Genomic DNA, 23,249 nt, shown 5'->3' with positions numbered 1-23,249 from the left:
CGACGAACTCCGCGTGCGGGCCGAGACGCTCGTCAAATCCGGTTACGGCACCTACCTGTTGGATCTGATCGACCGAGGGAACCGATGACCTTTCGTGAGTTGAGCATCGCCGGTGCCTACGAATACACCCCACGCCAGTTCGGCGACGACCGCGGCGTGTTCTTCGAATGGTTCAAAGCGAGCCTSTTCGAGGAGACCACCGGSCGGGWGTTGGAGTTGAAGCAGGCGAACTGCTCGGTCTCCGCCGCCGGAGTGCTGCGCGGGATCCACTTCACCACCAACCCGCCCGGGCAGGCGAAATACGTCACCTGCGCCCGCGGAGCGTTCCTCGACGTCATCGTCGACCTGCGTGTCGGATCCCCGACGTTCGGGCAATGGGACAGCGTGCTGATCGATGACATCGACCGCAAAGCAGTGTTCCTCTCCGAAGGACTCGGCCACGCCATCCTGTCGCTGGAAGACAACTCCACCGTCATGTACCTGTGCTCGNATCGATGACATCGACCGCAAAGCAGTGTTCCTCTCCGAAGGACTCGGCCACGCCATCCTGTCGCTGGAAGACAACTCCACCGTCATGTACCTGTGCTCGCTGGAATACACCCCGGCACTGGACCGCGACATCAACCCCCTCGACCCCGCCCTGGGCATCGACTGGCCCACCACCGGACGCGACGGATCGCCTCTGACCTACGAGCTCTCCGACAAGGACACAGCAGCCCCCACCCTCGCCGAGGCCTACGCAGCAGACAACCTCCCATTACTTCAGTAGTTTGTCCATAGCTGACAGCAGCTCGGGATCAGCGGGTGTCAGTTATTACCAGAGGTGACGTGGGCGACTGGTCTTTGTTTATCGTCGCTTCATATGTGAGCGTGTCCATAGTGGAAAAACCATGCCTAACGGCGGAGCTCCCGCTCATGAATTGGGCTCGGTCGCATTGGTGACACATCACAACCGGCAATTGACTTAATTGAGCCCGTATATCGAACGAATGAATTGAATCGCGTTAGGCCTGGGCTCATCCAGTGCACGGAAAGCATCCAGCTATGTAACGATTGAGCCACGCGGTGAGACGCTACGACTGATACGAAACGAACAAGGAGCACGAAGCATGGAGATACAGGATTATCTGCGAATCCTGAAGGCGAGGTGGATCATCATCGCCGTCACCGTGATCGTTGCGATTTTGGGAGCCCTGGGCGCGTCTTTGTTGACGACTCCGCTCTACGAGTCGAGCGCAAGGATGTTCGTTTCCACCTCTGGTGGTGCATCGGTGAGTGAGACTTACCAGGGCAACCTGACCTCACAGCAGCTCGTGGCTTCGTACTCGGAGTTGGCAACCAGCGAGGCCCTGGCGGCTCGTGTCTTGAATGTCCTGCCACTCGGGGGAATGAGCTCGTCTCAATTAGCGTCGAAGGTGACGGCATCATCGACTCCCGACACCGTTCTGTTCAATTTGACGGTGACAGATCCGTCGCCTGAACGGGCTCGTGACATCGCCAATGCTTTGGCCACCGAACTGACCGAGCAGGTCCGGGAACTGGAGACACCGGCCAATGGCGGGGACCCCGCAGCAGGTGTCAAAACCTTCCAGCAGGCCGAGGCGTCGTCCACTCCGGTCAGTCCGAAGACCACGCGCAATCTCGCACTGGGTGCGGCCGTGGGCCTGCTGCTAGGAATCGCGCTAGCGGTTCTGCGCGACCGCCTCGACAACACCATCAAGGGTCGTCGGGAGATCGAAGCGATCTCCGGTAAGGCGCTCGTCGGCACGATTCCGTTCGACAAGGAACGTAAGGTGCATCCGGCTGTCGACTTCCAGGACCTCACGCAGTCGGCCAGCGCCGAGGCATTCCGTGAGCTCCGCACCAACCTGCAATTCCTCGAAGTCGATCATCCACCGCGCGTCATCGTCGTCACCAGTGCGATTCCGAGTGAGGGAAAGACGACCACTGCGCTGAATCTCGCGATCTCGCTCGCCGAAGCCGGCCACCACGTCGTTCTCGTCGAAGGCGATCTGCGGCGTCCGCGCATCTCGAAGTACATGGGCCTTATCGGTTCGGTGGGTGTTAGCACCGTGCTTGCCGGACAGGCGAAGGTCGACGAGGTATTGCAGCCGACCAAGTACGAAGGTCTGCAAGCCATGGCGTCCGGCCCGATTCCGCCGAACCCGTCCGAGCTGCTGGGTTCGGAAGCCTCTCGAGCCATGCTGGTGGAACTGCGCTCGAAGTTCGACTACGTGATCGTCGACGGAGCTCCACTGTTGCCGGTGACCGACTCGGCCGTGCTGACCACCCACGCAGACGGCGCCCTTCTGGTGACCCGCTACGGACATACGAAGAGCAACGAACTGTCCAGGTCCATCGGCAATCTGGACACGATCGGCGCGCACGTTCTGGGTGTGGTGCTGGCATTGACGCCCTCGAAGAAGGGTGACATGTACAGCTACTCGTACAACTACGCCGCCGATACCAACCTGCCCAAGCAGGTGACACCGCCGGTGCCTGCGCCGGCACCTCAGGCACCCGCGGCCTCGTTGTCGCCCGTGGCCCCACCCACTCCCGCACCGGTGCATGCGCCGCCGTCGCCGCAGCCTTCCCCTCGGTCTGCGTCTGCATCGCCTGCTGCAGGGCCGCGTACCGCCGAGGCACCCCAGGAAACCGAGTCTTACGCTCGACCCCGTCGTTCGGAGACTCCGCCCAGAAACGGCTTGGAGAACCCCCGACTGCGGAAGTAGTTGTTAGACGGCCGAAGCCCACTCACTCCGAACGTAGGGAGTTGGGCTTCGGCCTTCCGCTTGCGCCGATGACAATCCCCGCGAGGGTCATCGCCCCAGTAGTAGTGGCGTCGAGACGTTGGGAAGCTGTGCTACCGAGACGACTACGGCCAGTAGCTGAATAGCTGCAGTGAGCCTGTCGCTCATGCTGGGGTCGATCTTCTTCTTGGCCATGTGTAACTCCAGGGTTGTGGCTTGCTGTCTGGGAACCCGAAGCTACACGGCTTCTATGCGTGAAAGATATTCTGCTACAGAGGATTTCATGCGGCATGAGCTCCTCCGAGGGACACTCGACACACGTTATGCGCCCGTTTCGGGCATCGAGAAGGCAGCGCTCGATGCTGCGGTGCAAGCTGTGCTCGACCGCGCGGGCATCGCCGCCCCCCGAATTGATCACACACGTGGTGCGTCCGACGCCGTGGGTGGGTTAGTGCGCCTCCCCGCAGCTCGGCGGTCAAGTTCGTCGGGGGGGGAGTGCAGGTAATGGCAACCAACCACCCTGCCTCGATGTTCGCAGGAGTCGCGATCGACCCGATTCCAGTAGGAAAGACGGGCCGCATCCTCACCGAGGAATTGCTCGCCGGTACTCAGCTCCGGTTCGCGCCGAGCATTCACGGAGGTGTCACCGACGTACGTGGCCGACTCCACTGCTGGTGCGTTCTCCGCTCCGGGGACCCGTGCGGTCGGCATCGGGAACTCGTCGGGCTGCCTGTACTTCAAGGGGGCTGTCAGCTAGAGGCGAATCCTTCGCCAGGCTGAGCGCGATCATCAGCCAGAAGTAGGCGAAGAAGAACGGGCTGCACGCGGTCGAGATGATCAGGAATCCGGTAAGGATGGCGAGGCGTCGTTGACGCGAGTGGCGGGTGCCTCGCCTCCACACCAGGAACACTGCGACAGCGAGGATGGCCACTCCGACGATGCCGACGTCGTAGTACGTCTGTAACGGCAGATTGCCGATGTACGCGGCCTTGGTGTTGGTGAGGTCGGTTGGGTCGAGGTGGCGCTGTCCGTACGAGTTGGTGCCCATTCCGAACAGGAGCGACCAGCCCTGCGGTTCGCTCGATGCGATGTCCCATACGTTGTAGCGGTAGACGGCAGTGTCGTTGTTGAACTGGACGTTCGCCAGCTTCCCGACGATCTGTTCGTACGTCTCGGGGTCGAACAGCTTCACTGCGTATGCACCGATTCCCACCGCGACAACCACTGGGACGACCCGTAGTGTCTTGCGGCCTCGGAACGCGAAGTACAGCAGAACCCCGACGACGACTGCGATCACAGCGGCGCGGGTGTTGGTCATGATGGTGACGCCCGCGCCCACGAGGATCGTCACCCATACGAACCAATGCATCTTTTTATGGGAGGTGATTGCGATCAGTAGCCATAGGGCGCAGATGCCCGCGAGGATGTTCGCTTCGAACGCAATGCCGCTGGTGCGCGCACCGTAGATGCCGTCTGTGTAACCGCCCCACGTTCCGCCGGACGAGATGTTGAACCAGCCGAACAGGCCCGCGAAGACGTTGACGACAGCGCCGATGAACAGCAGGCGGTACAGCCGCTGTCGACTGTTCGCCCAGCAGGCCAGAGCGAGCAACAAGATCACGAGGTTCGACGCGTACCAAATAGCGATCCGCAAACTCTGGCCCGGATCGGCAGCGAACAAGACGCTACTCACCGCGTTGAGGCCGATGAATGCGATGAGCAACAGAACGACGTGCTCTCGAAGTGCGCTCTTGATCTGCGGGGTGTACCCGTTCAGCAGTGCCGAAAGTATCCCCGCCGGCATCAGCAGCGTGTCGAGGCGCGTGTTGATTCCAGCCACCGGGAGCTGGAAGCCTGTCCACATCGCCGCGAGGACGATGGTCGACATGACGATCTCGAACCGAAGGTTGGCGAATGCGATCATCGCGAGTAGGTAGATCAGCGCCAGCGGGTAGTTCAGGCTATCGGGCGTCAGCATCGCGAACGCTGCGACGGTCGCGCCGAGGGTAATTAATCCGGATAGTGCGTAGTGCCGCCATCCGTTGATTCGAGCTTGGTCGCGGATGCTCATGTCAGTGATCCCGATCGTCGGTGTAGCTCAAGTGCGGTTGCCTCTTGTCGGCATAGATGCAGCCGCCACAGATCACAGCCGCCGCGAACGCGAAAGTCAGAACGGAGGTGGCTGTCTCGACGTCGCCGAATGCACGGCTGGCGATGGTCGCGAGTACGACGGCGACGATGGCAACCGCCCCGGAGAGTATTGCCAGCGGACGCATGCCGAGCATTGTGCCGGACCGGACGGTTGGCTTGCTACTCGAACGAAATTGGGTCATCTGTCTGAATGACGACTAATTTATGCAGTAACGGCCGGTCTGAATCGGGGCGCATAACGCGAGATATGCGTGCGCTTTCTTCGACCGTCACCAGACCTGAGGTCACTGGAAAGTTCATTCGATTGAATTACTCCGACCACCACTCTCGCCGGTCCGGTATTCGGACCGGCGAGAGTGGTGGGCGAGTTACGGTGCGATCAGCACTGCGGAACGTCGATGCTCACCGTCGGCTCATCCACCAAGGGCTGCACGGGCACTGTCGCCTCACCCGGAGCCGAAGGCTCCTCGAGTTCCCACGTCACCGTCTGCGACTTGCCCGGCGGAATGGTGAGGTACGCAGCCTGCACCGGCCGGCCCAATTCGGTGCCGGCCTGAATGGAGAATCCCGTGATGCCGTTGACCTTCATGGACGTGATCTTCGCGCCCTGAGTGCCGTACAGGTACACGATCGACTCATTGGTGCCGTACTCCGCCGTCGGCTGGAATGTGCTTGCCACGTAGGGCGTCAGGCCGTTCGGATCCACGTTGTTGGTGAGCGTGGCCGTCACCGTCGACTTGCGGGTACCGGCTGTGCAGGATTCAGCCGAGTACGTGATGTCGCGGGTGAGGTAGTAATCGAGCTTGTTGCCGCCGGCGTTGTTGACCACCACGTTGGCGTACGGGGCCGGACTGTCCGGCAACACGTGACCTACTTTGGTGCCGGCCAGAATTGCCTGCTCGGCCGGGTCGGCGCTCCATATCGAGATGCGACCCTCACTGCCGGCGCGGCCCACCGCGTCGAGCAGAGGCCTGGTGGGTGCCGCGCCCGTGGTCATCTTTTGCACCACGGCCGCGGCAATCTCCTGCAGATACGCCTTACGGGCCAACTGGTCGTCGCCGAATCTGGCATACGCCGTGCTGAGCGTGATCTCGACGACGTTGTCGGCCGTGATCTGCTCGCCGTCGGCCAACGCGACCGGGCCGGTGGCACCGAGGATGTAGCTCAACGCAATCGGATCGGTAGCAATGGCGCCGTTGAGCACCTCACCGGTCTGCTCTGTCCACATGGACGACCAGATCTGGCCGGCGTACGGAAAGTGCGGGCTCGCATTCGAGTTGCGGAAGTCGGTGGTGGTGTTCCGCGGAGCCCACAGAGCGTTGTATTCGGGCCCCAGATCGATGGGCTGTTCTGCGAATTCGAGTTCGTTGTTTGCACCGAGAGTATCGACGCGGGCAGTGCCGTTCTCTGCCCGAATGATGCCGTAGCCACCGAGCAACCCACCGGTGCCCCGAGCCTCCGCGTTGGTCTGGAACGCGAGAAAGTAACTGCGCGGGCCGTTGTCGCCGAGCATCGACGGCAGCAGTTCACTGGCGATACGGGTGTTGGTGAGCAAATTTGCGAGTTCGTGCGTCTGATCGATCAACGACGTGCGGGCCTCGTCCACCACGCCGAGGAAGGCGGGCTCGTCCACCTGCTGGGCCTGCTCGCTCAGCTCGTCGGCCGCTGCCGAGGTCTGCTGCAGTACCGGTTGCGCATCGCGCAGGGCCGCGGTGTCCACCTTGCCACCGCCCTCGACGAGACTGCTCGGATTCAGGCTGGCACCCGCGGCCGACGCGGGGGCAAGCACGTCCACAGCCAGTCCCTGCACCACATCGCTGATCTGCGCCACCGATTTCAGGGGACTACCGAGATAAGGAACGGCCTTCGCGATGGAAAACGGGATGGACGTCGTCGCCGAGACCGCATCGTCCGCAGATTCGGAGGCGCGCGCCGCTGCTGCCTCGGCTCCGGCCGAATCGCCGTCGAGCAACGCGTCCTTGGCCTGAGTGGCCGAGTCGCGAGTGGCGGTCAAACTCGACTGCGCGGAATAGGACTCGTAACCAAGCCACACCACAAAAGCAATGACAATGACCAGAAATACCCCCACCGTGATGAGAATCGGCCGCTTTCTACCCGATTTCCGACCGCGGGAATCGGTGGAAGTGGTTGCCATCGTCGGTGGCCTCTCGGTCGAGGAATGTATTCGAGTGCACAGCCTAAAGGGGAGTGGCCGATCTGGCGTACCTGTCGTTCGATCCAGGTAGAGCATTCACACCCGGTCGACTAGTTTGTAATGGGCGATGAAAGATCGACGTCGATGAGCGGCGCGCCGGCCGAATCGAAGCCGAGTGCGTTGAGGAGGTCGGGGAGTGTCGCCAGAGTCGGGTGAGCGGTTCGAGGATGGCCGCTTCCCGCTGTCGGCTGCTCAGATGAATATCTACCTCGCTCAGCAGCTGGCACCGGATGTGCCGTTCACGATCGCGCAGTACGTCGAGATCCGCGGCGACATCGATCCGGCCCTGCTGATTCGTGCGACCGACATCGCCTGCAGACGGCTCGAATCGCCTGCAGTACGGATCGGCGTGGAGGACGGCCATCCGTACCAATGGTCGGACCTCCGGGTGCCGTACGCCATGATCTACCGCGACTTCACCGACCGCGACCATCCCATCGAGGACGCCCAGCGGTACATGGACGAGCAGTACCGGCAGCCGGTGGATCTGGTGCGCGATCAACTCATCGCCTCCGAGATCATCCAGGTGGGCCCGAGTCACTACTACTGGTACAGCCGCGCGCACCACATCGTGATGGACGGACTCGGCGCAATCTCGGTGCAGGAGCGCACCGCTGCGGTGTACACCGCCTTGATCGAGGGCACCGAGATCCCGAAGACCCGCGCTATCGGAGTGCGGGAAATCTACGACTACGAGGCCGCCTACCCCAGCTCCTCCCGCTACGAGACCGACCGCCAGTACTGGCTCGGTCGACTCGACGGCCACCTCGAGGCCCCCAGGCTGGCCGGTAGCCCCAGTGCACCTGCCGCTCCCAGCGGAGTGACGGTGAGTGTCGGTGCTGTGCTGGACGAGGAACTCACCGAAGCCGTTGCAGCAGTGGCACATCGGTACAACTCCTCCGACGTTCCCGTCGTGCTCGCCACGTTCGCGCTCTACCTCGCGCGCATGACCGACACCGAAGACGTTATGCTCAGCTTGCCAGTGTCGGGCCGAGCGACCACCAAACTGCGCGAATCGTCCGGCATGATGTCCAACGTCGTGCCGTTGCGCATCGGTGTCGAACCGGGAGTCACCGTCGAAGAACTCCTTCGCCGGATTCAGGTGGAACTCACCGGCGCACTACGTCATCAGCGGTTCCGCGTCGAGGACATGCAGCGGGCCACCGGCGACGGCACCGGTAGTGCCGCCGCGGGACGCGGAGTGTTCGGTCCCACGGTCAACATCATGATGTACAACAGCACAATTCGGCTCGGCGACGTGATCGGCGAATACCGCGTGCTCTCCAGCGGACCGATCGACGACATGATGGTCAACGTCTACCCCGGGGTCGCTGGCACCAGTACTCGCGTCGACTTCCTCGGGAACCCGGCGCTCTACAGCACCGATGAGCTCGCAGCCCACCATCGACGCTTCCTCGCGCTCGTCGGTGAGGTGGTTCATGCCCCCGAGGGCCTCGCCGTGTCCGAGCTCGAGGTGCTCGGTGTCGACGAGAGGGCAGCGCTACTCGGCGTATCTGCAACGGCGACCGCAACCCCTGCGCTGCTGCCCTCGCTGCTGACGGCCGGCGCTGTTGTCCGTGCCACCGGGGTCGACCAATCCAGCGACGACTTCACCAGGGTCGCAGAACATATTGCTGCGCAACTTGTTTCTCTGGGTGCAGGTCCGGAGCAGCGTATCGCCGTCGCCATCGAACGCTCCTACGAATCGGTGCTGGCGTCGTGGGCAGTCTCGCTCTCGGGCGCATCGTTCGTTCCCCTCGACCCCACCGAGCCCGCCGAGCGACTGGCTGCCGTGATCGCCGACGCGGACGTCGAATTCGGGATCGCCACCGGGGCTGCGCTGGAACAACTTCCGGATTCGACTCAGTGGTTCGACATAGAAGATCTGCTCGACGCCGACCCGCGTGTCTTCGTTGCGCCGGCCGTGCACGTCGACAACGAGGCCTACGTCATCCATACCTCGGGATCGACCGGTAAACCCAAGGCCGTCAGCGTCACTCACCGCGGACTCGCGCAACTCGCTGCCAACGTCGTCGAAAAGTATGCCGTCGCCCCCGATTCTCGCGTGCTGCACGCGGCCTCGCCGGTCTTCGACGCGTCCATCCAGGAGATCCTCGCCGCGTTCGCTGCGGGTGCCACCCTGGTGATCGCCCCGGCCGACGTGTATGCCGGTCCCGCCCTGGCCCACGTACTGGACCGCGAGAAGATCACGCATCTGATCACCTCGCCGACGGTGCTGGCCACTCTCGACCCTCACGACCTCGGCTCCGTCGAGGTCTTCGACGTCGGCGGCGAGGAGTGCCCTCCTGCGTTGCGCGACAGGTTCGTTGCTGCCGATGCGGCGATGCACAACGCCTACGGTCCGACCGAGGCGACAGTGTTGGCGACGCTGTCCGACGCGATGCGCGCGGCCGAACGGGTGACCATCGGCGCACCGCTGCCGGGTGTCCGCGGGCTGGTGCTCGACGCGCACCTGCGGCCCACTCCGGGCGGAGGCGTCGGCGAGCTCTATCTCGGCGGCGACGGACTCGCCCGCGGATACAGCGGGCAGCCGGGCGTGACATCGACGAGGTTCGTTGCAGACCCGGGGGTGCCCGGAGCTCGGTTGTACCGCACGGGAGACATCGTCCGCCGTTCGTTCGACGGTTCCACGATGGAGTACCTGGGCCGCAGTGATCAGCAGATCCAACTGCACGGTCGTCGTCTCGAACTCGGCGAAGTGGAGTCCGCGGCAACGACGTGCACGGGAGTGACCGCCGCTGCGGCTGTTGTGCGCGACAATCGACTCGTCCTCTACGTCACCGGAGGTTCGGCGGACCTGGACAGTCATCTCCGCAGTCGGCTGCCCGCCTGGATGGTTCCCAGCACCGTCGTCGTGCTGGATGCACTGCCCATCACGGCGAGCGGCAAGGTCGACCGTCGTGCACTGCCGGCCCCCGTCGCACTCGTCACGACCGAATACGTTGCGCCGCAGACCGATACGGAACATGCCGTAGCGACTGCCTTCGCCGACGTCCTCGGTGTCGAGAAGGTGGGGCGTGAGCACTCGTTCTTCGAGCTCGGCGGTGATTCGCTCAGCGCCACGCGAGTCCTTGCACGCCTCGGTTCCTCGATTTCGCTGACCGTACTGTTCGCCGACCCCACGGTCCGCGCAGTCGCGGCGGCCATCGACTCGTCCGCTGCTTCCGAGATATCACTCGAGCTGCTCGATACCGTTGTGCCCGAACGTATCCCGCTGTCGTACGCGCAGCAGCGGCTGTGGTTCCTCAACCAGTTCGATCCCGCATCGCCTGCGTACAACATGCCGGTAGCAGTGCGAGTGCGAGCCGGCGACGATGCACCGATGGTTCTGACGGCTCTGAGCGACGTCATCGAGCGCCACGAAGCCCTACGTACGTACTACCCGGCCGACGACGACGGTCCGCGGCAGGTGGTGCGGCCCACCGATACCGTCCTGGTCGAGGTCCCTGAGCGCACGGTGTCCGAGCGTGATCTGGACGCTGCCGTAGCTGCGGTCGCGGCCGAGGGGTTCGATGTGTCGGCCGAAGTTCCCATCCGCGCAACACTTCTGAGCGTGCGAGAATCCGGCTACACCGTCGTGGTGGTGGTGGTTCACCACATCGCGATGGACGGCTGGTCGGTCGACCCACTCGTACGCGACTTCGCGTTCGCCCACGCTTCTCGTGGAGCAGGTCACGCGCCCACCTGGCCACGCCTGCGCGCGCAGTACGGCCAGTACGCGGTGTGGAACCGGTCGATGGTGGATTCGGTTGCCGACGAACAACTCTCGTTCTGGGCTTCGATTCTCGGTGATGTCGATATCGCATCGGCGGAGCTACCGGCGGACTTCCCCAGGCCGGCAGTGCAATCGATGATGACGGACGCGGTTCCCTTCGAGATCTCGTCGACTCTGCACGCGGGTATTCGTGAGCTGGCCCGCTCGACCAACTCGACCACATTCATGGTTGTCCATGCCGCCGTGGCCGCCGCCCTGAGTCGGTTCGGAACATCCAACCGGGTGGTGGTCGGGTCTCCGACCGCAGGGCGAGGTCACGAAGCACTCGACGAGATGGTCGGCATGTTCGTCGGAACTTTGCCACTCGCGGTAACGGTGGACCCGTCGGGGAGCTTCGCGTCCCTGCTCGATGCAGTGCGTGCCGCAGACCTCGATGCCTTCTCGCATTCCGACGTCCCGTTCGAGCGCATCGTCGACGCCGTGGCCACCGATCGATCCCTCGACCGGCATCCGCTGTTCCAGGTGATGCTGGCATTCGACAATGCGCCGCACCGATCCGTCGAGGACCTGCCCGTCTCGGTGCTGGAGATCCCCACCCGCACCTCGGAATTCGACCTCACCCTGGTGCTCGAGGGTCAGCACGATTCGGCGGCCTTGACGGGCCAGATCGAGTACGCGCTGGACCTGTACAAGCAATCCACCGTCGAACAGTTCGCCTCGGTGGTTCTATCCATCCTGAATGCGGCCGTTGCCAATCCGACCGTTGTCGTCGGCGATCTGGCCCTTGCCGAGACGCCGGCACTGCCGGCCTCGACTTCCGACGGAACGCTACTCGACGTGGTGGACTGGGATTCCGGTGAGACCGTCGCGATCGACGGCCTGGAATCGGTGACGTACGCCGAGCTCGATTCTCGCTCGAACCGGATTGCGCGACTGCTCATCGCACACGGCGTCGAGCCGGAAACGCTGGTCGCTCTGTCCCTCGAACGCTCGGCCGCGTACATCGTTGCGCTGTGGGCCGTGGTGAAGGCGGGCGGCGCGTTCGTCCCCGTCGACCCGCGCTACCCCGCGGTTCGTCGGGAACAGATGCTGAAGGACATCGAGATCGGGTTCGGTGGCGTCGAAGAGTCGGTGCAGTGGCTCGACGAGGCCGAGGCTCAGAACCTCAGCGACCTACCCCTGTCCGACGCGGACCGCGTGGCAGTGCTGCAGCCCGAGCACCCCGCTTACGTGATCCACACGTCGGGTTCCACGGGAACACCCAAGCCTGTCGTAGTGACGCATCAGGGTGTGTATGCACTCGCGCAGCAGGTCGTTCCCCGTTACGGCGTGACATCGAATTCGCGCGTGCTGCATGGCTACTCGGTGAACTTCGACGCCGCGGTGCTCGAGCTCGTGCTGGCTTTCGGGGCCGGGGCAACCATGGTGATCGCACCGCCGGAGCTTCTCGGCGGCGACGAGATGTCGGCTTTCCTGACCGCGCATCGCGTCACGCACTACCTGTCCACGCCCGCGGTGCTCGCCACCGTGCCGCCGACCCCGGGGATCGAGACCGTCGCTGTCGGCGGTGACGTGTTGGGTGCCGGTGTCGTCGACGACTGGTCGGCCGGGCGGTCGATGCTCAACGCCTACGGGCCCAGTGAGGCGACGGTCGTGGCCACGCTGGCCGAGTCGCTTCGAGCCGGTGAGCCGGTCACCATCGGTCGGCCGTTGGCCCATGTGGGAGCGCTCGTGCTCGACGACCGGTTGCACTCGGTGCCGCTCGGGGGCGTCGGGGAGCTGTACCTCGCGGGCTCAGGCGTGGCTCGCGGCTACCACGCAGATCCGGCGTCGACCGCTGTACGCTTCGTGGCGGCACCCGGCGGCACCCGGATGTACCGGACCGGTGACCTCGTCCGGCAGCAACTCTCGGGCCTGCTCGACTACCGCGGACGCCGGGACGATCAGGTCCAGATCAACGGCGTGCGCATCGAACTGGGGGAGATCGAGAGCACCCTGACGGCGCATCCCGACGTCAGTGGGGCAGTAGTAGCGATGCGTGAGAACAGAATTCACGCATGGGTGGTGGGTCTCGACGGCCACGACGCGGCCCAGTGGCTACTGGACCGGTTGCCGTTGTCGATGCAGCCGGCCGTGATAACCCGGATCGACGGTATTCCGCTGACCGGTAACGGCAAAGTCGATCTCGCCGTCTTGTATTCGGAGACGCTGCCCGGCAGGGATTCGGCGGAAGCACGCACCTTGGCGCAAGAGGTGGTGCTCGGAATCTTCGCCGACCTGCTGGGCATCGACAATCCGGCCGTCGACGCCAATTTCTTCGTGCTCGGCGGGGATTCTCTCCTCGCGACGCGTGCCGCAACCCGCATCAGTGCGGCACTCGGTACCCAGGTGCCGGTCCGGACCATCTTCGAGTCACCCACCGCGGAGCAGCTCGCGTCCGCGATCGCGCTGCTGTCCGAGAACTACACCCCGCTTCCGGTTCTGATTCATGATCCCGACGCGCGGTCGTACCCCGGCCTGGCCCCGGCCGAGCGGCGAATCTGGTTGCAGAATCGATACGACCCGGCATCGGCCGCGTATAACATCGCCTTCGAGGTGCCGCTTCCGTCAGACCTGGATCTCGATGTGGTCCGGGCCGCGATAGCGGATGTGCTGGAACGGCATACGCCGCTGCGCACGATGTACCCGTCGACCGCGGACGGTCCCGTCACCGTTGTTCTCGACCCGCAGATCGTGCTGTCGACGATGGACGACGCTCATGCCGGGCTGAGCGATTCGGCCCTGCACGGTTTCGATCTGACCCTCGAAGCACCGCTACGACTGGGCTTGGTGGAACGAGGCGGCGAGCGGGTGCTGTCTGTCGTTGCGCACCACATCGCGATCGATGGTCTTTCGCTTCGTCCCCTCGCCCGAGACGTCGAGATCGCGCTGCTGGCCCGGATCTCGGGCTCTGCACCGGAATTCGACTCTCTTGCCGTCGACTACTCGGATTACCGGGTGTGGCAGCGGGGTGTTCTCGACGCCGTGGCGTCGGATCAGCTCGAATTCTGGCGACACACCCTGGCTGGCGTGCCGGAGTTCCTCGACCTGCCGACCGGGACTCCTGATCTCGTGGCCGACACCGCCGTCGAGTTCTCCGTCGATGCGGACACCCTGACGCGGCTGCGGTCACTTGCGCATCGCGTGGGTGCAACGGTGTTCGTCGTCGTCCACGCAGCGCTCGCCGCTGTACTCGCCGAAGCCAGCGGCACCCAGGACATCGCGATCGGGACGCCGGTGGCGGGTAGATCCGACCCCGCTCTCGACCACCTCGTCGGCATGTTCGTCGGTACCGTGGTGCTCAGGACGGAGGTCGATCCTGCGTCGACGTTCGAGGAGTTCGTAACCGCGGTCCGCGACCGGGATCTCGACGCCTTCGCGAACTCGGACGTCCCGTTCGAGTGGGTGGTGGACGCGGCGGCGCCCACTCGCGCCGTCGATACCCATCCGCTGTTCCAGGTGCTCCTCGCCTTCGGTGATACGGCAACTCCGGCAATCGAACTGGAGTCGACGTCGATCACCCCGCGGCGCGTGGACATCACGGCCACACAGTTCGACCTCGAAGTTCTGGTCGACGAGTCCGAGGCCGGATTGATCGGCCATCTCGGATACTCACCCGCACGGTTCTCGCGATCGGTGATTCTGGGACTCGCCGAGCGACTGGCCGAGGTTCTGACCATGGTCGGGTTGCAGCCGGAGACCAGGCTCGGCAGCGCGGACTTCGGGCATGCGCCGTCGGCCGTGGCGTCCCAACACGGCAGCGCGACCGAATGCACACTGGCGGCAGTGTTCGAGCAGGCAGTGACACGCTGGCCGGACAATACCGCGGTGATCGACGGGTCACGATCGTTGACCTACCGCGAGGTGGACCGGCAGTCGAATGCACTGGCAGACAGCCTGATACGCGCAGGTGCCCGTCCCGGCACTCTGGTGGCGATTGCCTATCCTCGATCCGTCGAGTACCTCGTCGCGATCTGGGCCGTGGCCAAGACCGGTGCCGGCTTTCTGTCCATCGACCCCTCTCAACCTGTCGCCCGAGTGCAGGAGATTCTCGATCGTGCAGCCCCGGTCACGGGAATCTCGGCTCCCGACTTCCATTCGGTCGGTAGTGACTGGGTGAGTGTCACCGGCGACGAGCTCGACCGGGTCGATGTTTCCGCAGTACAGCTGGACAGCGTGGCCTACGTCGTCTATACCTCCGGTTCCACCGGGGTGCCCAAGGGTGTGCGAGTGACGCACCGCGGTATCGCGAATCTGGTTCAGAGCCAACGAGATCTGTTCGGTGTGGAGCCGGGTTCGCGGGTGCTCCAGTTCGCCTCCCCGAGTTTCGATGCGTCGATCTTCGAGACACTGATGGCCGTCGGTGCGGGAGCCAGTGTGGTGATCGTGCCGGCTGAGGTGCACGGCGGGCGTGAGCTCGAAGCGCTCATTGAGCAACACCAGGTGACCCACGCATGCCTGACGCCGACCGTGCTGCAGGTGACCGACGCCGACGCCGTGCCGTCACTTCGGGTGGTTGTCATGGCGGGTGAAGCCGCTAATTCTCTTCTGCTGCAGCGATGGTCACGTCATCGTTCGGTCTTCAACGCCTACGGCCCCACCGAGGGGACCGTCATGAGCACCTGCACCACCGATCAGCGTGAGCGGGGCCAGTCGGTGGCACCGGTGACCATCGGCGGACCGACCCGCGGATTCGACACGGTGGTCCTCGATGCCCGGCTACGCCCGGTGGGAAACAACGTCGTCGGGGAGCTGTACCTGGGCGGGGCCGGCCTTGCCGAAGGATATGTGGGGCAGAGCGGAACGACGGCAAGCAGTTTCGTGGCCAATCCCTTCGGGAGCGGTCGGCTCTACCGAACCGGTGATCTTGTGCGCTGGGTCGTTCGGGGCAACGTCGTTCAGGGCAGCAATCGCGAACTCGAATATCTGGGTCGAGTCGATTCACAGGTCAAGGTTCGCGGCCATCGCGTCGAGCTGTCCGAGGTGGAAGCGGCGCTGCTGCGTCACCGGGATGTGCTTCAGGCCAGCGTGATCGGTCATGGAGATTCCCTGGCCGCCTATGTGGTGGGTGGCGTCGAACCGCGGGAGGCTCGTGACTTCCTGGCCAGGACGCTGCCCGCGTACCTGGTGCCCAGTACCGTGACCGTCGTCGATGCACTGCCGATGACGTTGTCCGGCAAGGTAGATGTGAGCGCGCTGCCGGAGCCCTCGGTGATGTCTACCGAACGCCGGGCCCCGGTTTCCGCGAACGAAGTGTTGGTGCACGCCGTGTTCTCCGAGGTACTGCAGGTGGCCGGCGAGGACATCGGGGTGGACGACAACTTCTTCGATCTCGGCGGGCACTCCCTCTCGGCGGTGCAGGTGATGGATGCGCTGGGGGACCGGCTGGACCGTCGGCTTCCCATCAGCCTGCTCCTGGTGCATCCGACGATCTCCGCTCTGGCAACGCAACTCGACACCGGCGTGGATGGCGTCGACAGGGTCTTCGATGTGGTGCTTCCGCTCCGAACCGAGGGTGTGGGTGCGCCGCTGTTCTGTGTGCACCCGGCCATTGGAATCGCCTGGAGTTATTTCTCGCTGCTCGGGGAGACCGATCGGCCGCTGTACGGGCTGCAGGTACCGGGCATCAACGATGGTGAAGCGTCGCCGGCCTCGATCGAGGAGTTCGCCGAGCGGTACGTGCGTGAGATCCGACGTGTTCAGGCGCACGGTCCGTATCACCTGGTCGGGTGGTCGCTCGGCGGCGTGATCGCGCATGCCGTTGCGACGCATTTGCAGTCCGAAGGTGAGGACGTCGCGCTGCTCGCGCTCGTCGACGCGCGGCTCGCTGCACCGGAAGGCGCGACGGAGTTCGGCATCGAGGATCTCGCCCGTCAGCTCGGGGTCGACGGTGACTCCTTCGAGACAGTCGTGGATCGATTGCGCGAGAACAGAAGCGAGCTGGCGTTTCTCACGGTGGATCACCTGCAGCGAATGTATCGACCCGTTGTGATGGCTCCCACCTGGGTGGCGTCGTACACGCCGACGGTGTTCGCGGGGCCCGTGCACTACTTCGCCGCTCGCGGCTCGCATGGTGCCGAGCACTGGACCGACCTCGTGGACGGCCGGATTTCGGTTCACCGGGTGGATGCGGAACACGAAGACATGCTGGGCGAGCAGGGCGCCCGTGCACTAGGCCGAGTGATCGGAACCGATGCGGTGGGGAAAGGTGTGGCGTGATGAGCGAACAATTGGAGCCGTACGTCGATGACGTGCGAGCGCACTACGACCTGTCGGACGAGTTCTTCGCTCTGTTCCTCGATCCGAGTATGACGTACAGCTGCGCGTACTTCGAGCGTGATGACATGACGCTGGAGGAAGCTCAGACTGCCAAGATCGACCTTGCGCTCGGCAAGCTCGACCTGAAGCCGGGGATGACGCTGCTCGATATCGGTTGCGGCTGGGGCGCTCTCGCCAAGCGGGCAGTGGAGAAGTACGACATCAACGTCATCGGTCTGACGTTGAGCCGCAACCAGTACGAGCACGGCCGCACCGTTGTCGCCGGACTGTCGACCGACCGCACCGTCGACATCCGGTTGCAGGGGTGGGAAGAATTCGACGAGCCCGTCGACCGGATCGTCAGTATCGGCGCGTTCGAGCACTTCCGGCGGAACCGATATTCGGCGTTCTTCGCCAAGTGCCGCTCGGTATTGCAGCCGGGTGGTCGAATGTTGTTGCACACCATCGTCATCACGCCGCCCGATCCTGCCTCGGGTGGGGGCGGATTGACGCGCGAGGATGCACACTTCTCGCGCTTCATCCTGCGTGACATCTTTCCCGGCGGACAGTTGACGCTCGTCAAGGTGGTGAAGTCCAAGGCGGCCGAGGCGGGCTTCGAGTTGCTGCGGGAGCACCCTTTGAGGCTGCACTACGCGAGGACACTCGACACGTGGGCCGAGAAGTTGATCGCGTCCCGGGACGAGGCCATTGCCGTGTCCTCGGAGGCAACGTACGACAAGTACGTTCAATACCTCACCGGCTCGTCGGATCGATTCAAGAGTTCACGCATCGACGTCGTGCAGTTCACCCTCGAAGCCGGAGACACACGTGCACCGTGACACCGCTCGATTATGCGGCTATCTGCCCCGGTGGTGCGGCGACAGTGAGACCGCGCGCCAACTCGGCTGCGGCTTGCTCGGCATCGACACGCCGAAGGCCGAGAACGATGCATACTGCGGTGACAGCCCCGATCAACAACCACACGGAAGCGATAGCGAGTATCCACATCATGACTCGTATTCGTCCCGGAGTGTGGGGTGGATGGGTGCGAATTGTCCACACACTTTTCGGACGCAACTCGGTCCCCACTCCCGGCGTGCAGAGCGTGGGGACCGAGCCGTCGAGGAGCCTGGTGGCTATTCGGCTGCGGCTGTATTCCGCTCGACGAACGGCGCGAAGAAGTTCACCCGGATGTCCGCCGGCCTGAGTTTCAGCACGTCGAATCCTGTGTAGACGGGGTCGGTCTTGTCACGCTTGCCCACCGCCTCCTCGGGGAGCTGCACGGGGTACACGGGAACCTCGAATTCGACGGTGTTGTCGGCGACCACGTGCCGGTAGAAAATTTTCCACACTCCGTCCCGCCGCTCGAAGATGTCGACGTAACGGCATTCGACCAGCTGATGGAGGTAGGGCTTGTCAGGGTTCTGGCCGGGTACTGCCATTTCGTGAAGCACGTGTACGTGGCTCTCGACGAACGCGCGGTCACCATCGATCTCGATGAGTTCGTTCGTGATGGAGTGAACTGTGGTGTGCGCGTGCGGGAGAACCTCGGCAATGACCCAGTCCGAGAACGACTGCGCCGGTCCGTTGCCGAACCAGTGGGTGTCATAGGCGTCGTCGTGATAGCACGACTTCATGATCTCGGCGTCCAGGCGATCGACACCGCGGCAGTAACGGTGCAGAATCTCCCGGATGGCTTCGCGACTGCGCAGATCGTCGAGGTCGCGTTCGAGGGTCGCGAGTCTGGTTTCGATATCGGACATTGTGTTGACTCCTTGTCGATTCACGAAGTGATAGTCGTCGTGATGTGTTGTGGTTCAGTGATTGTGGACAGTCAGCGTTGTGCGAGAAACGCGGTGAATGCGGTGAGCCACTCGTCCTTGGCCCCGATGATCGGCAGATGATGCGCCCCGTCGATCCAGTTGTGGACAACTGTTCCGCCGCGAGTCTCGTACTCGTCGAGCACAGTTCGGATCTGAGTGACCATCGGTTGTGCGGGGCAGACGTCCGGCCCGGGCCAATCCGCCACCAGACCGGCCGCGCCGAGCACCGCGGCATCCCACGTCGAGTTGTCCGAGACCACGGCGTCCAGTGCGCCGTGGGTCCACATGATCGGAGGCTTGTTCTCGAGCTCGACGATCTCGTTCCAATGCAGATATTTGGGTGACAGGGCGTTGAGGATTCCGCGAGTTCCAGGTGCATACCCCGGCCAGTTGGTCGAGGATTCGACGTCGCCGGGAAAATTGTTCTCGTCGATCCAGGTGGTCATCGATTCCTCGAAGAGCGTCGTCGACTGTTCCGACGGGGCGAGAGGATCGCCTCCCCAGAACGTGGGTGCCATGACGTTGCGCGGCGAGAAGGGGCTGTCGGTGGATCGGTCTCCGGCGGCGAGATGTTCGAGGAATGTCGGATTGACCATGCCGGCACCGCTTCCGGCGTAATCGTCGTACCACGGTGTTCCGTCGGGGTTCGCGCCGCCGAATCCGTAGGGAGCAACGGGGTCGATCAACGTCAGCGACGCAGCAGTGTGGCCTTCGATCACGAATCGCGCGATGGCACCGCCCCCGGTGGACCACCCCACGAGATGCGGTGGGTGGTCGACGCCGAGGGCATCGAGCAAGGCCACGAGATCGTCCGCCCAGTCGGACAGGCCACGCGTCGCGTCGAGCGGAGCATGCTCGGTCTGCCCGAAGCCCCGCATGTCGGGTGCGATCACGCGGTAGCGCGAGGGCAGTTCGGTCATCACGTGCTCGTAGAACCGCCCGGTGGACAGGTTGCCGTGTACGAGTACGACCAGTTCCCCATCCGAGGGCCCTGATTCGAGATAGTGCATGTGCAGCCGCGAGGTGGTTACTGTCGCCGACCGCACACCGGGGAGAAGATCCATGGCGCGAGGCGCTCCCTTCCGAAGTTCACAATGCCCGTGCTACGAACGGCACGGGGCTTGGGTGGCCGCATCCACATCGACGGGCGTCGTGTGGGTGGGCACTTGCAATACTTCCCCGCCGGTGTGGCCCGTGTCACTGTGGCGCGGTACAACGCGTCGCCCCTCTGGGTGGATCCCGGTACAACCGGTTCTCGGACCCAGCTCGGATGTGCTGCGCGCCGTGCAGTTGCTGGAGCGCGATGTCGTCAGCAGTTGTCGCCGAATACGAAACCGCATCGATTCTGTTGGTGCACAAGACGTAGCCAGCCGGTGCACGTTCGATCATCCTTCTCGATGACGGTTCATCTCTGGTCGGCGATGTGCGGCATCGACGGAAAGTAGGTAGCGGCGTGGCAAGACGAGTGTGGATTGTGGGCGTGGGCATGACCCCGTTCGGAATTCATCGTGACAAGACCAATTACGAACTTGCCCAATGGGCTGTGCGCGACGCCTTGGCGGATACCGGACCGGGGACGGGCCCGCAGACCATCGATGTGGCCTTCTTCGCCTCCACCACGAACAGTATTCTGCACGACCAGGGGATGATTTCGGGTGAGATCGCGCTCCGCGAGATGGGCATTCAACGAATACCGATTCATAATGTCGAAAATGCCTGTGCAACAGGATCATCTGCGTTCAACCTCGCGGTGACCTTCATCCGTGCCGGGGATGCCGATGTGGCATTGGCTGTGGGCACCGAGAAGATGCACATCGGCGATGCTGCGAGGACGATGGCGCTGTTCGATTCGGGATACGACAAGTCGAAACCAGAGCTACTCGACGAGACACTGCGTCGGTTGGGCGGCGAGGTAGACGATTCCGACGTCGGAACCAGATCGATCTTCATGGATATCTATGCCGCGATGGCGCGCCAGCACATGCGGCTGTACGGAACTACCTCAGCGCAGATCGCTGCCGTGTCCGCGAAGAACCACGTGCACGCGATCGACAACGTACGTGCCCACTATCGCAAGGCCATGTCGGTCGAGCAGGTGTTGGCGGCGCGCAAGCTGTCGTATCCATTGACGGTTCCGATGTGCGCACCGGTTACCGACGGCGCTGCCGCGGTCATCGTGTGCAGTGACGAGGGTCTGCGCAGACTGGGCAGTGAACGGCCGGTCGAAGTGCTCGCATCGGTGATCGGTACCGGCACCGATCGAGACACCACCACATTCGACGGCCATATCAGCCAGGTGGTCTCCGCGGAAGCGTACGAGCGAGCCGGACTCGCGCCGTCGGACATCGACGTCGCCGAAGTGCACGATGCCACCGCATTCGCCGAGGTGCTGCAGACCGAAATGTTGGGGCTGGTTCCTCCCGGAGAGGGCGGAGCGGCGGCCGAACGCGGAGACACGACGCTGGGCGGCCGAATACCGGTCAACACCTCGGGTGGTCTCGAATCCAAAGGTCACCCAATCGGGGCCAGTGGATTGGGCCAAATCTTCGAGCTGACCGAGCAGTTGCGCGGTGAGTCCGGTAGTCGACAGGTCGACCGAGCACGAATTGCATTGGCCGAGAACGGCGGTGGCTTCCACCGAGGTGAAGAAGCAGTGACATCGATCATCATTCTGGGAAGGCGCTAGCAACCATGGCAGTGATCGACTTCTTCGACAAGGGCTGGGCTTCGGCACCGACCGCTGTTGCGTACCGCACCGTTGACGAAGCATGGACGTACGACGACGCCGGTCGTATGTCGTGCCGCATCGCGCATGCTCTGCTCAGAGAGGGCATCACGAAGGAGACCCCTGTTGCGGTGCTGTCGCCGAACGCACCGTTGGCCTGGATCTGTGTACTGGGAATCTGGCGCTCCGGGGCCGCCTGGGTACCGCTGAACCCCGGCAGCCCCGCAGCCGACAACGCCGCTCTGATCGAACGATTCGACGTCGAGCTCATCCTCTACGACACCTCTCTCGCGGACGACGTCGCAGCGATCGAGGCCGCTTATCCTCGCGTCCGGGCATTCGCCTTGGACACGTCCACTGACACGGCTGTGTCGAACAGCTGGATCGGTGACGCCCCGGACACCCCGGTCGATGTCGTGTACAACCTGAACGACGTTGTGGCCCTGATGCCGACGGGTGGGACCACCGGGTTCCCCAAGGGAGTGATGAACACTCATCGCAGTCTTTCGGTGATGGTGGTGCATCAGATGCTCGCACTGTCGTACGACGACGGCGAACCTATCGTCAACCTCGTCGCGGCTCCGATGACCCACACGGCCGGTTTGCTGACGTTGCAGACGACAGCACGCGGAGGCACAGTTGCGATCATCGAACGTGCAGCTCCCGATCTGATACTGGACGCAATTTCCGAGTTCGGTGTCACGGACCTGTTTCTCCCTCCCACCGTCGTCTATCGGCTACTCGATGTCCTCGAACACCGCGACGCCGACACCTCGTCTCTGCGGTACCTGCTCTACGGTGCCGCGCCGATGTCCGTGGACAAGCTTCGGGCCGGGGTGAACCGGCTCGGTTCGGTGTTCCTCCAGCTGTACGGGCAGGTGGAGGCTCCCGCGGGGATCGCTTTCCTTCGTCCCTCCGAACATCTCGTGGGCGGTGAGCTCGCGCCCGACGACCGGCTGTCGTCGTGCGGGCGGCCGTATCCGTTGGTCTCGTTACGGGTGGTGGATCCCATCACCGATCTGCCGGTTGCTCCCGGAACTACGGGGGAGATCTGCGTACGGGGTGATCTGGTGATGAAGGGTTACTACAAAGACCCGGAGAAGACCGCGGAAGCGATTGTCGACGGGTGGCTGCACACCGGCGATTTGGGACACCTCGACGAGACGGGTTATCTCCACCTGACCGATCGCAGGAAGGATCTGATCATCACCGGAGGGTTCAACGTCTACCCCAACGAGGTCGAACAAGTCATCTGGACCCATCCCTCGGTCGAGGACTGCGCAGTGGTCGGTGCCCCCGACGACGACTGGGGCGAACGCGTCACCGCCGTCGTCGAACTCAAGCCGAATCACACTGTCGACGCCGAGGAATTGATCGCGCTCTGCCGACAGAAGCTCGGCGGCGTACGCACTCCGAAGCGGGTGTTCTTCGTGGACAGTCTCCCCCGAAGCGTGAACGGGAAAGTCCTCAAAAAGGATGTACGGGCACAATTCTGGGCAGACTCCGGGCGGGCTATCTGACTACCGTGGCGCGTGTGCGCTCCGCCGGCGAA

The 23,249-nt window shown here is 63.6% G+C and carries 13 protein-coding genes and 1 pseudogene; 7 read left to right on the top strand and 7 right to left on the bottom strand.

The window, feature by feature from the left end; translation table 11 throughout:
- Nucleotides 1-84 precede the first annotated feature (84 nt).
- From ASG84_RS27645 to ASG84_RS21755, 3 genes and pseudogenes are all read left to right on the top strand, one after another.
- Nucleotides 85-489: pseudogene (locus tag ASG84_RS27645) on the top strand (dTDP-4-dehydrorhamnose 3,5-epimerase family protein); the annotation flags it as partial.
- 1 nt (nt 490) lies between these two features.
- A partial coding sequence (locus ASG84_RS27640) for a dTDP-4-dehydrorhamnose 3,5-epimerase family protein (protein WP_162248367.1) occupies nt 491-769 on the top strand: 279 nt, incomplete at its 5' end.
- A gap of 340 nt (nt 770-1,109) precedes the next feature.
- Nucleotides 1,110-2,732 carry a polysaccharide biosynthesis tyrosine autokinase gene (locus ASG84_RS21755; RefSeq protein WP_057479048.1) on the top strand — a complete coding sequence of 541 codons (1,623 nt, stop codon included), beginning with the start codon at nt 1,110-1,112 and terminating at the stop codon, nt 2,730-2,732.
- Nucleotides 2,733-2,819: 87 nt separating this feature from the next.
- Here the strand turns inward: ASG84_RS21755 and ASG84_RS28570 are convergent, their stop codons facing one another.
- The 4 genes from ASG84_RS28570 to ASG84_RS21740 form a co-directional block, all read right to left on the bottom strand.
- The gene (locus ASG84_RS28570; protein ID WP_268793500.1) at nt 2,820-2,945 is read right to left on the bottom strand and encodes a hypothetical protein; all 126 of its coding nucleotides are present in this window, start codon (nt 2,943-2,945) and stop codon (nt 2,820-2,822) included.
- 448 nt (nt 2,946-3,393) lie between these two features.
- A complete protein-coding gene (locus tag ASG84_RS21750) occupies nt 3,394-4,821 on the bottom strand; it encodes an O-antigen ligase family protein (protein ID WP_057479047.1) in 1,428 nt (475 codons plus the stop codon).
- Nucleotide 4,822: 1 nt separating this feature from the next.
- Nucleotides 4,823-5,026 (bottom strand): hypothetical protein, encoded by a 204-nt coding sequence (locus ASG84_RS21745; protein ID WP_156399654.1) that lies wholly within the window; start codon nt 5,024-5,026, stop codon nt 4,823-4,825.
- A gap of 254 nt (nt 5,027-5,280) precedes the next feature.
- Nucleotides 5,281-7,056: a DUF4012 domain-containing protein gene (locus tag ASG84_RS21740; protein ID WP_057479045.1), complete on the bottom strand. Its 1,776-nt coding sequence runs from the start codon at nt 7,054-7,056 to the stop codon at nt 5,281-5,283.
- Nucleotides 7,057-7,252: 196 nt separating this feature from the next.
- Here ASG84_RS21740 and ASG84_RS21735 point away from each other — a divergent pair, with 196 nt between their 5' ends.
- Together ASG84_RS21735 and ASG84_RS21730 are read left to right on the top strand one after the other, a co-directional pair.
- Nucleotides 7,253-17,110: a non-ribosomal peptide synthetase gene (locus ASG84_RS21735; RefSeq protein ID WP_082521136.1), complete on the top strand. Its 9,858-nt coding sequence runs from the start codon at nt 7,253-7,255 to the stop codon at nt 17,108-17,110.
- Nucleotides 17,110-17,988 (top strand): cyclopropane mycolic acid synthase family methyltransferase, encoded by an 879-nt coding sequence (locus ASG84_RS21730; protein WP_057479044.1) that lies wholly within the window; start codon nt 17,110-17,112, stop codon nt 17,986-17,988. The genes ASG84_RS21735 and ASG84_RS21730 overlap by 1 nt, the downstream gene beginning before the upstream one ends.
- Before the next feature lie 10 nt (nt 17,989-17,998).
- Here ASG84_RS21730 and ASG84_RS27635 read toward each other — a convergent pair whose 3' ends face one another.
- The 3 genes from ASG84_RS27635 to ASG84_RS21720 all read right to left on the bottom strand — a co-directional run bounded on the left by ASG84_RS27635 (nt 17,999) and on the right by ASG84_RS21720 (nt 20,036).
- Nucleotides 17,999-18,160, bottom strand: coding sequence for a hypothetical protein (locus ASG84_RS27635; RefSeq protein ID WP_156399653.1), 162 nt, complete (start codon nt 18,158-18,160; stop codon nt 17,999-18,001).
- 125 nt (nt 18,161-18,285) lie between these two features.
- Nucleotides 18,286-18,912, bottom strand: coding sequence for a nuclear transport factor 2 family protein (locus ASG84_RS21725; protein WP_057479043.1), 627 nt, complete (start codon nt 18,910-18,912; stop codon nt 18,286-18,288).
- A 71-nt stretch (nt 18,913-18,983) separates the two neighbouring features.
- Nucleotides 18,984-20,036 (bottom strand): alpha/beta fold hydrolase, encoded by a 1,053-nt coding sequence (locus tag ASG84_RS21720; RefSeq protein ID WP_057479042.1) that lies wholly within the window; start codon nt 20,034-20,036, stop codon nt 18,984-18,986.
- Nucleotides 20,037-20,425: 389 nt separating this feature from the next.
- On the opposite strand from ASG84_RS21720, the gene ASG84_RS21710 reads away from it, so the two are divergent.
- Both ASG84_RS21710 and ASG84_RS21705 read left to right on the top strand, forming a co-directional pair.
- Complete coding sequence (locus ASG84_RS21710; RefSeq protein ID WP_082521135.1) at nt 20,426-21,658, top strand: thiolase family protein; 1,233 nt, start codon at nt 20,426-20,428, stop codon at nt 21,656-21,658.
- A 5-nt stretch (nt 21,659-21,663) separates the two neighbouring features.
- Nucleotides 21,664-23,217: a class I adenylate-forming enzyme family protein gene (locus ASG84_RS21705; protein WP_057479040.1), complete on the top strand. Its 1,554-nt coding sequence runs from the start codon at nt 21,664-21,666 to the stop codon at nt 23,215-23,217.
- Nucleotides 23,218-23,249: the final 32 nt, after the last annotated feature.

The organism is Rhodococcus sp. Leaf278 (genome assembly GCF_001426085.1).
GTDB lineage: Bacteria > Actinomycetota > Actinomycetes > Mycobacteriales > Mycobacteriaceae > Rhodococcoides.
Note: the sequence above shows the minus strand (reverse complement) of the source record. Positions and strands in the feature narration are given on the sequence as shown.

Bases quoted from the DNA above. Each gene is read 5' to 3' on its own strand.
- ASG84_RS21755 (WP_057479048.1), top strand. From the start codon at position 1,110: ATGGAGATACAGGATTATCTGCGAATCCTGAAGGCGAGGTGGATCATC.
- ASG84_RS28570 (WP_268793500.1), bottom strand. From the start codon at position 2,945: ATGGCCAAGAAGAAGATCGACCCCAGCATGAGCGACAGGCTCACTGCA.
- ASG84_RS21750 (WP_057479047.1), bottom strand. From the start codon at position 4,821: ATGAGCATCCGCGACCAAGCTCGAATCAACGGATGGCGGCACTACGCA.
- ASG84_RS21745 (WP_156399654.1), bottom strand. From the start codon at position 5,026: ATGCGTCCGCTGGCAATACTCTCCGGGGCGGTTGCCATCGTCGCCGTC.
- ASG84_RS21740 (WP_057479045.1), bottom strand. From the start codon at position 7,056: ATGGCAACCACTTCCACCGATTCCCGCGGTCGGAAATCGGGTAGAAAG.
- ASG84_RS21730 (WP_057479044.1), top strand. From the start codon at position 17,110: ATGAGCGAACAATTGGAGCCGTACGTCGATGACGTGCGAGCGCACTAC.
- ASG84_RS27635 (WP_156399653.1), bottom strand. From the start codon at position 18,160: ATGATGTGGATACTCGCTATCGCTTCCGTGTGGTTGTTGATCGGGGCT.
- ASG84_RS21725 (WP_057479043.1), bottom strand. From the start codon at position 18,912: ATGTCCGATATCGAAACCAGACTCGCGACCCTCGAACGCGACCTCGAC.
- ASG84_RS21720 (WP_057479042.1), bottom strand. From the start codon at position 20,036: ATGGATCTTCTCCCCGGTGTGCGGTCGGCGACAGTAACCACCTCGCGG.
- ASG84_RS21705 (WP_057479040.1), top strand. From the start codon at position 21,664: ATGGCAGTGATCGACTTCTTCGACAAGGGCTGGGCTTCGGCACCGACC.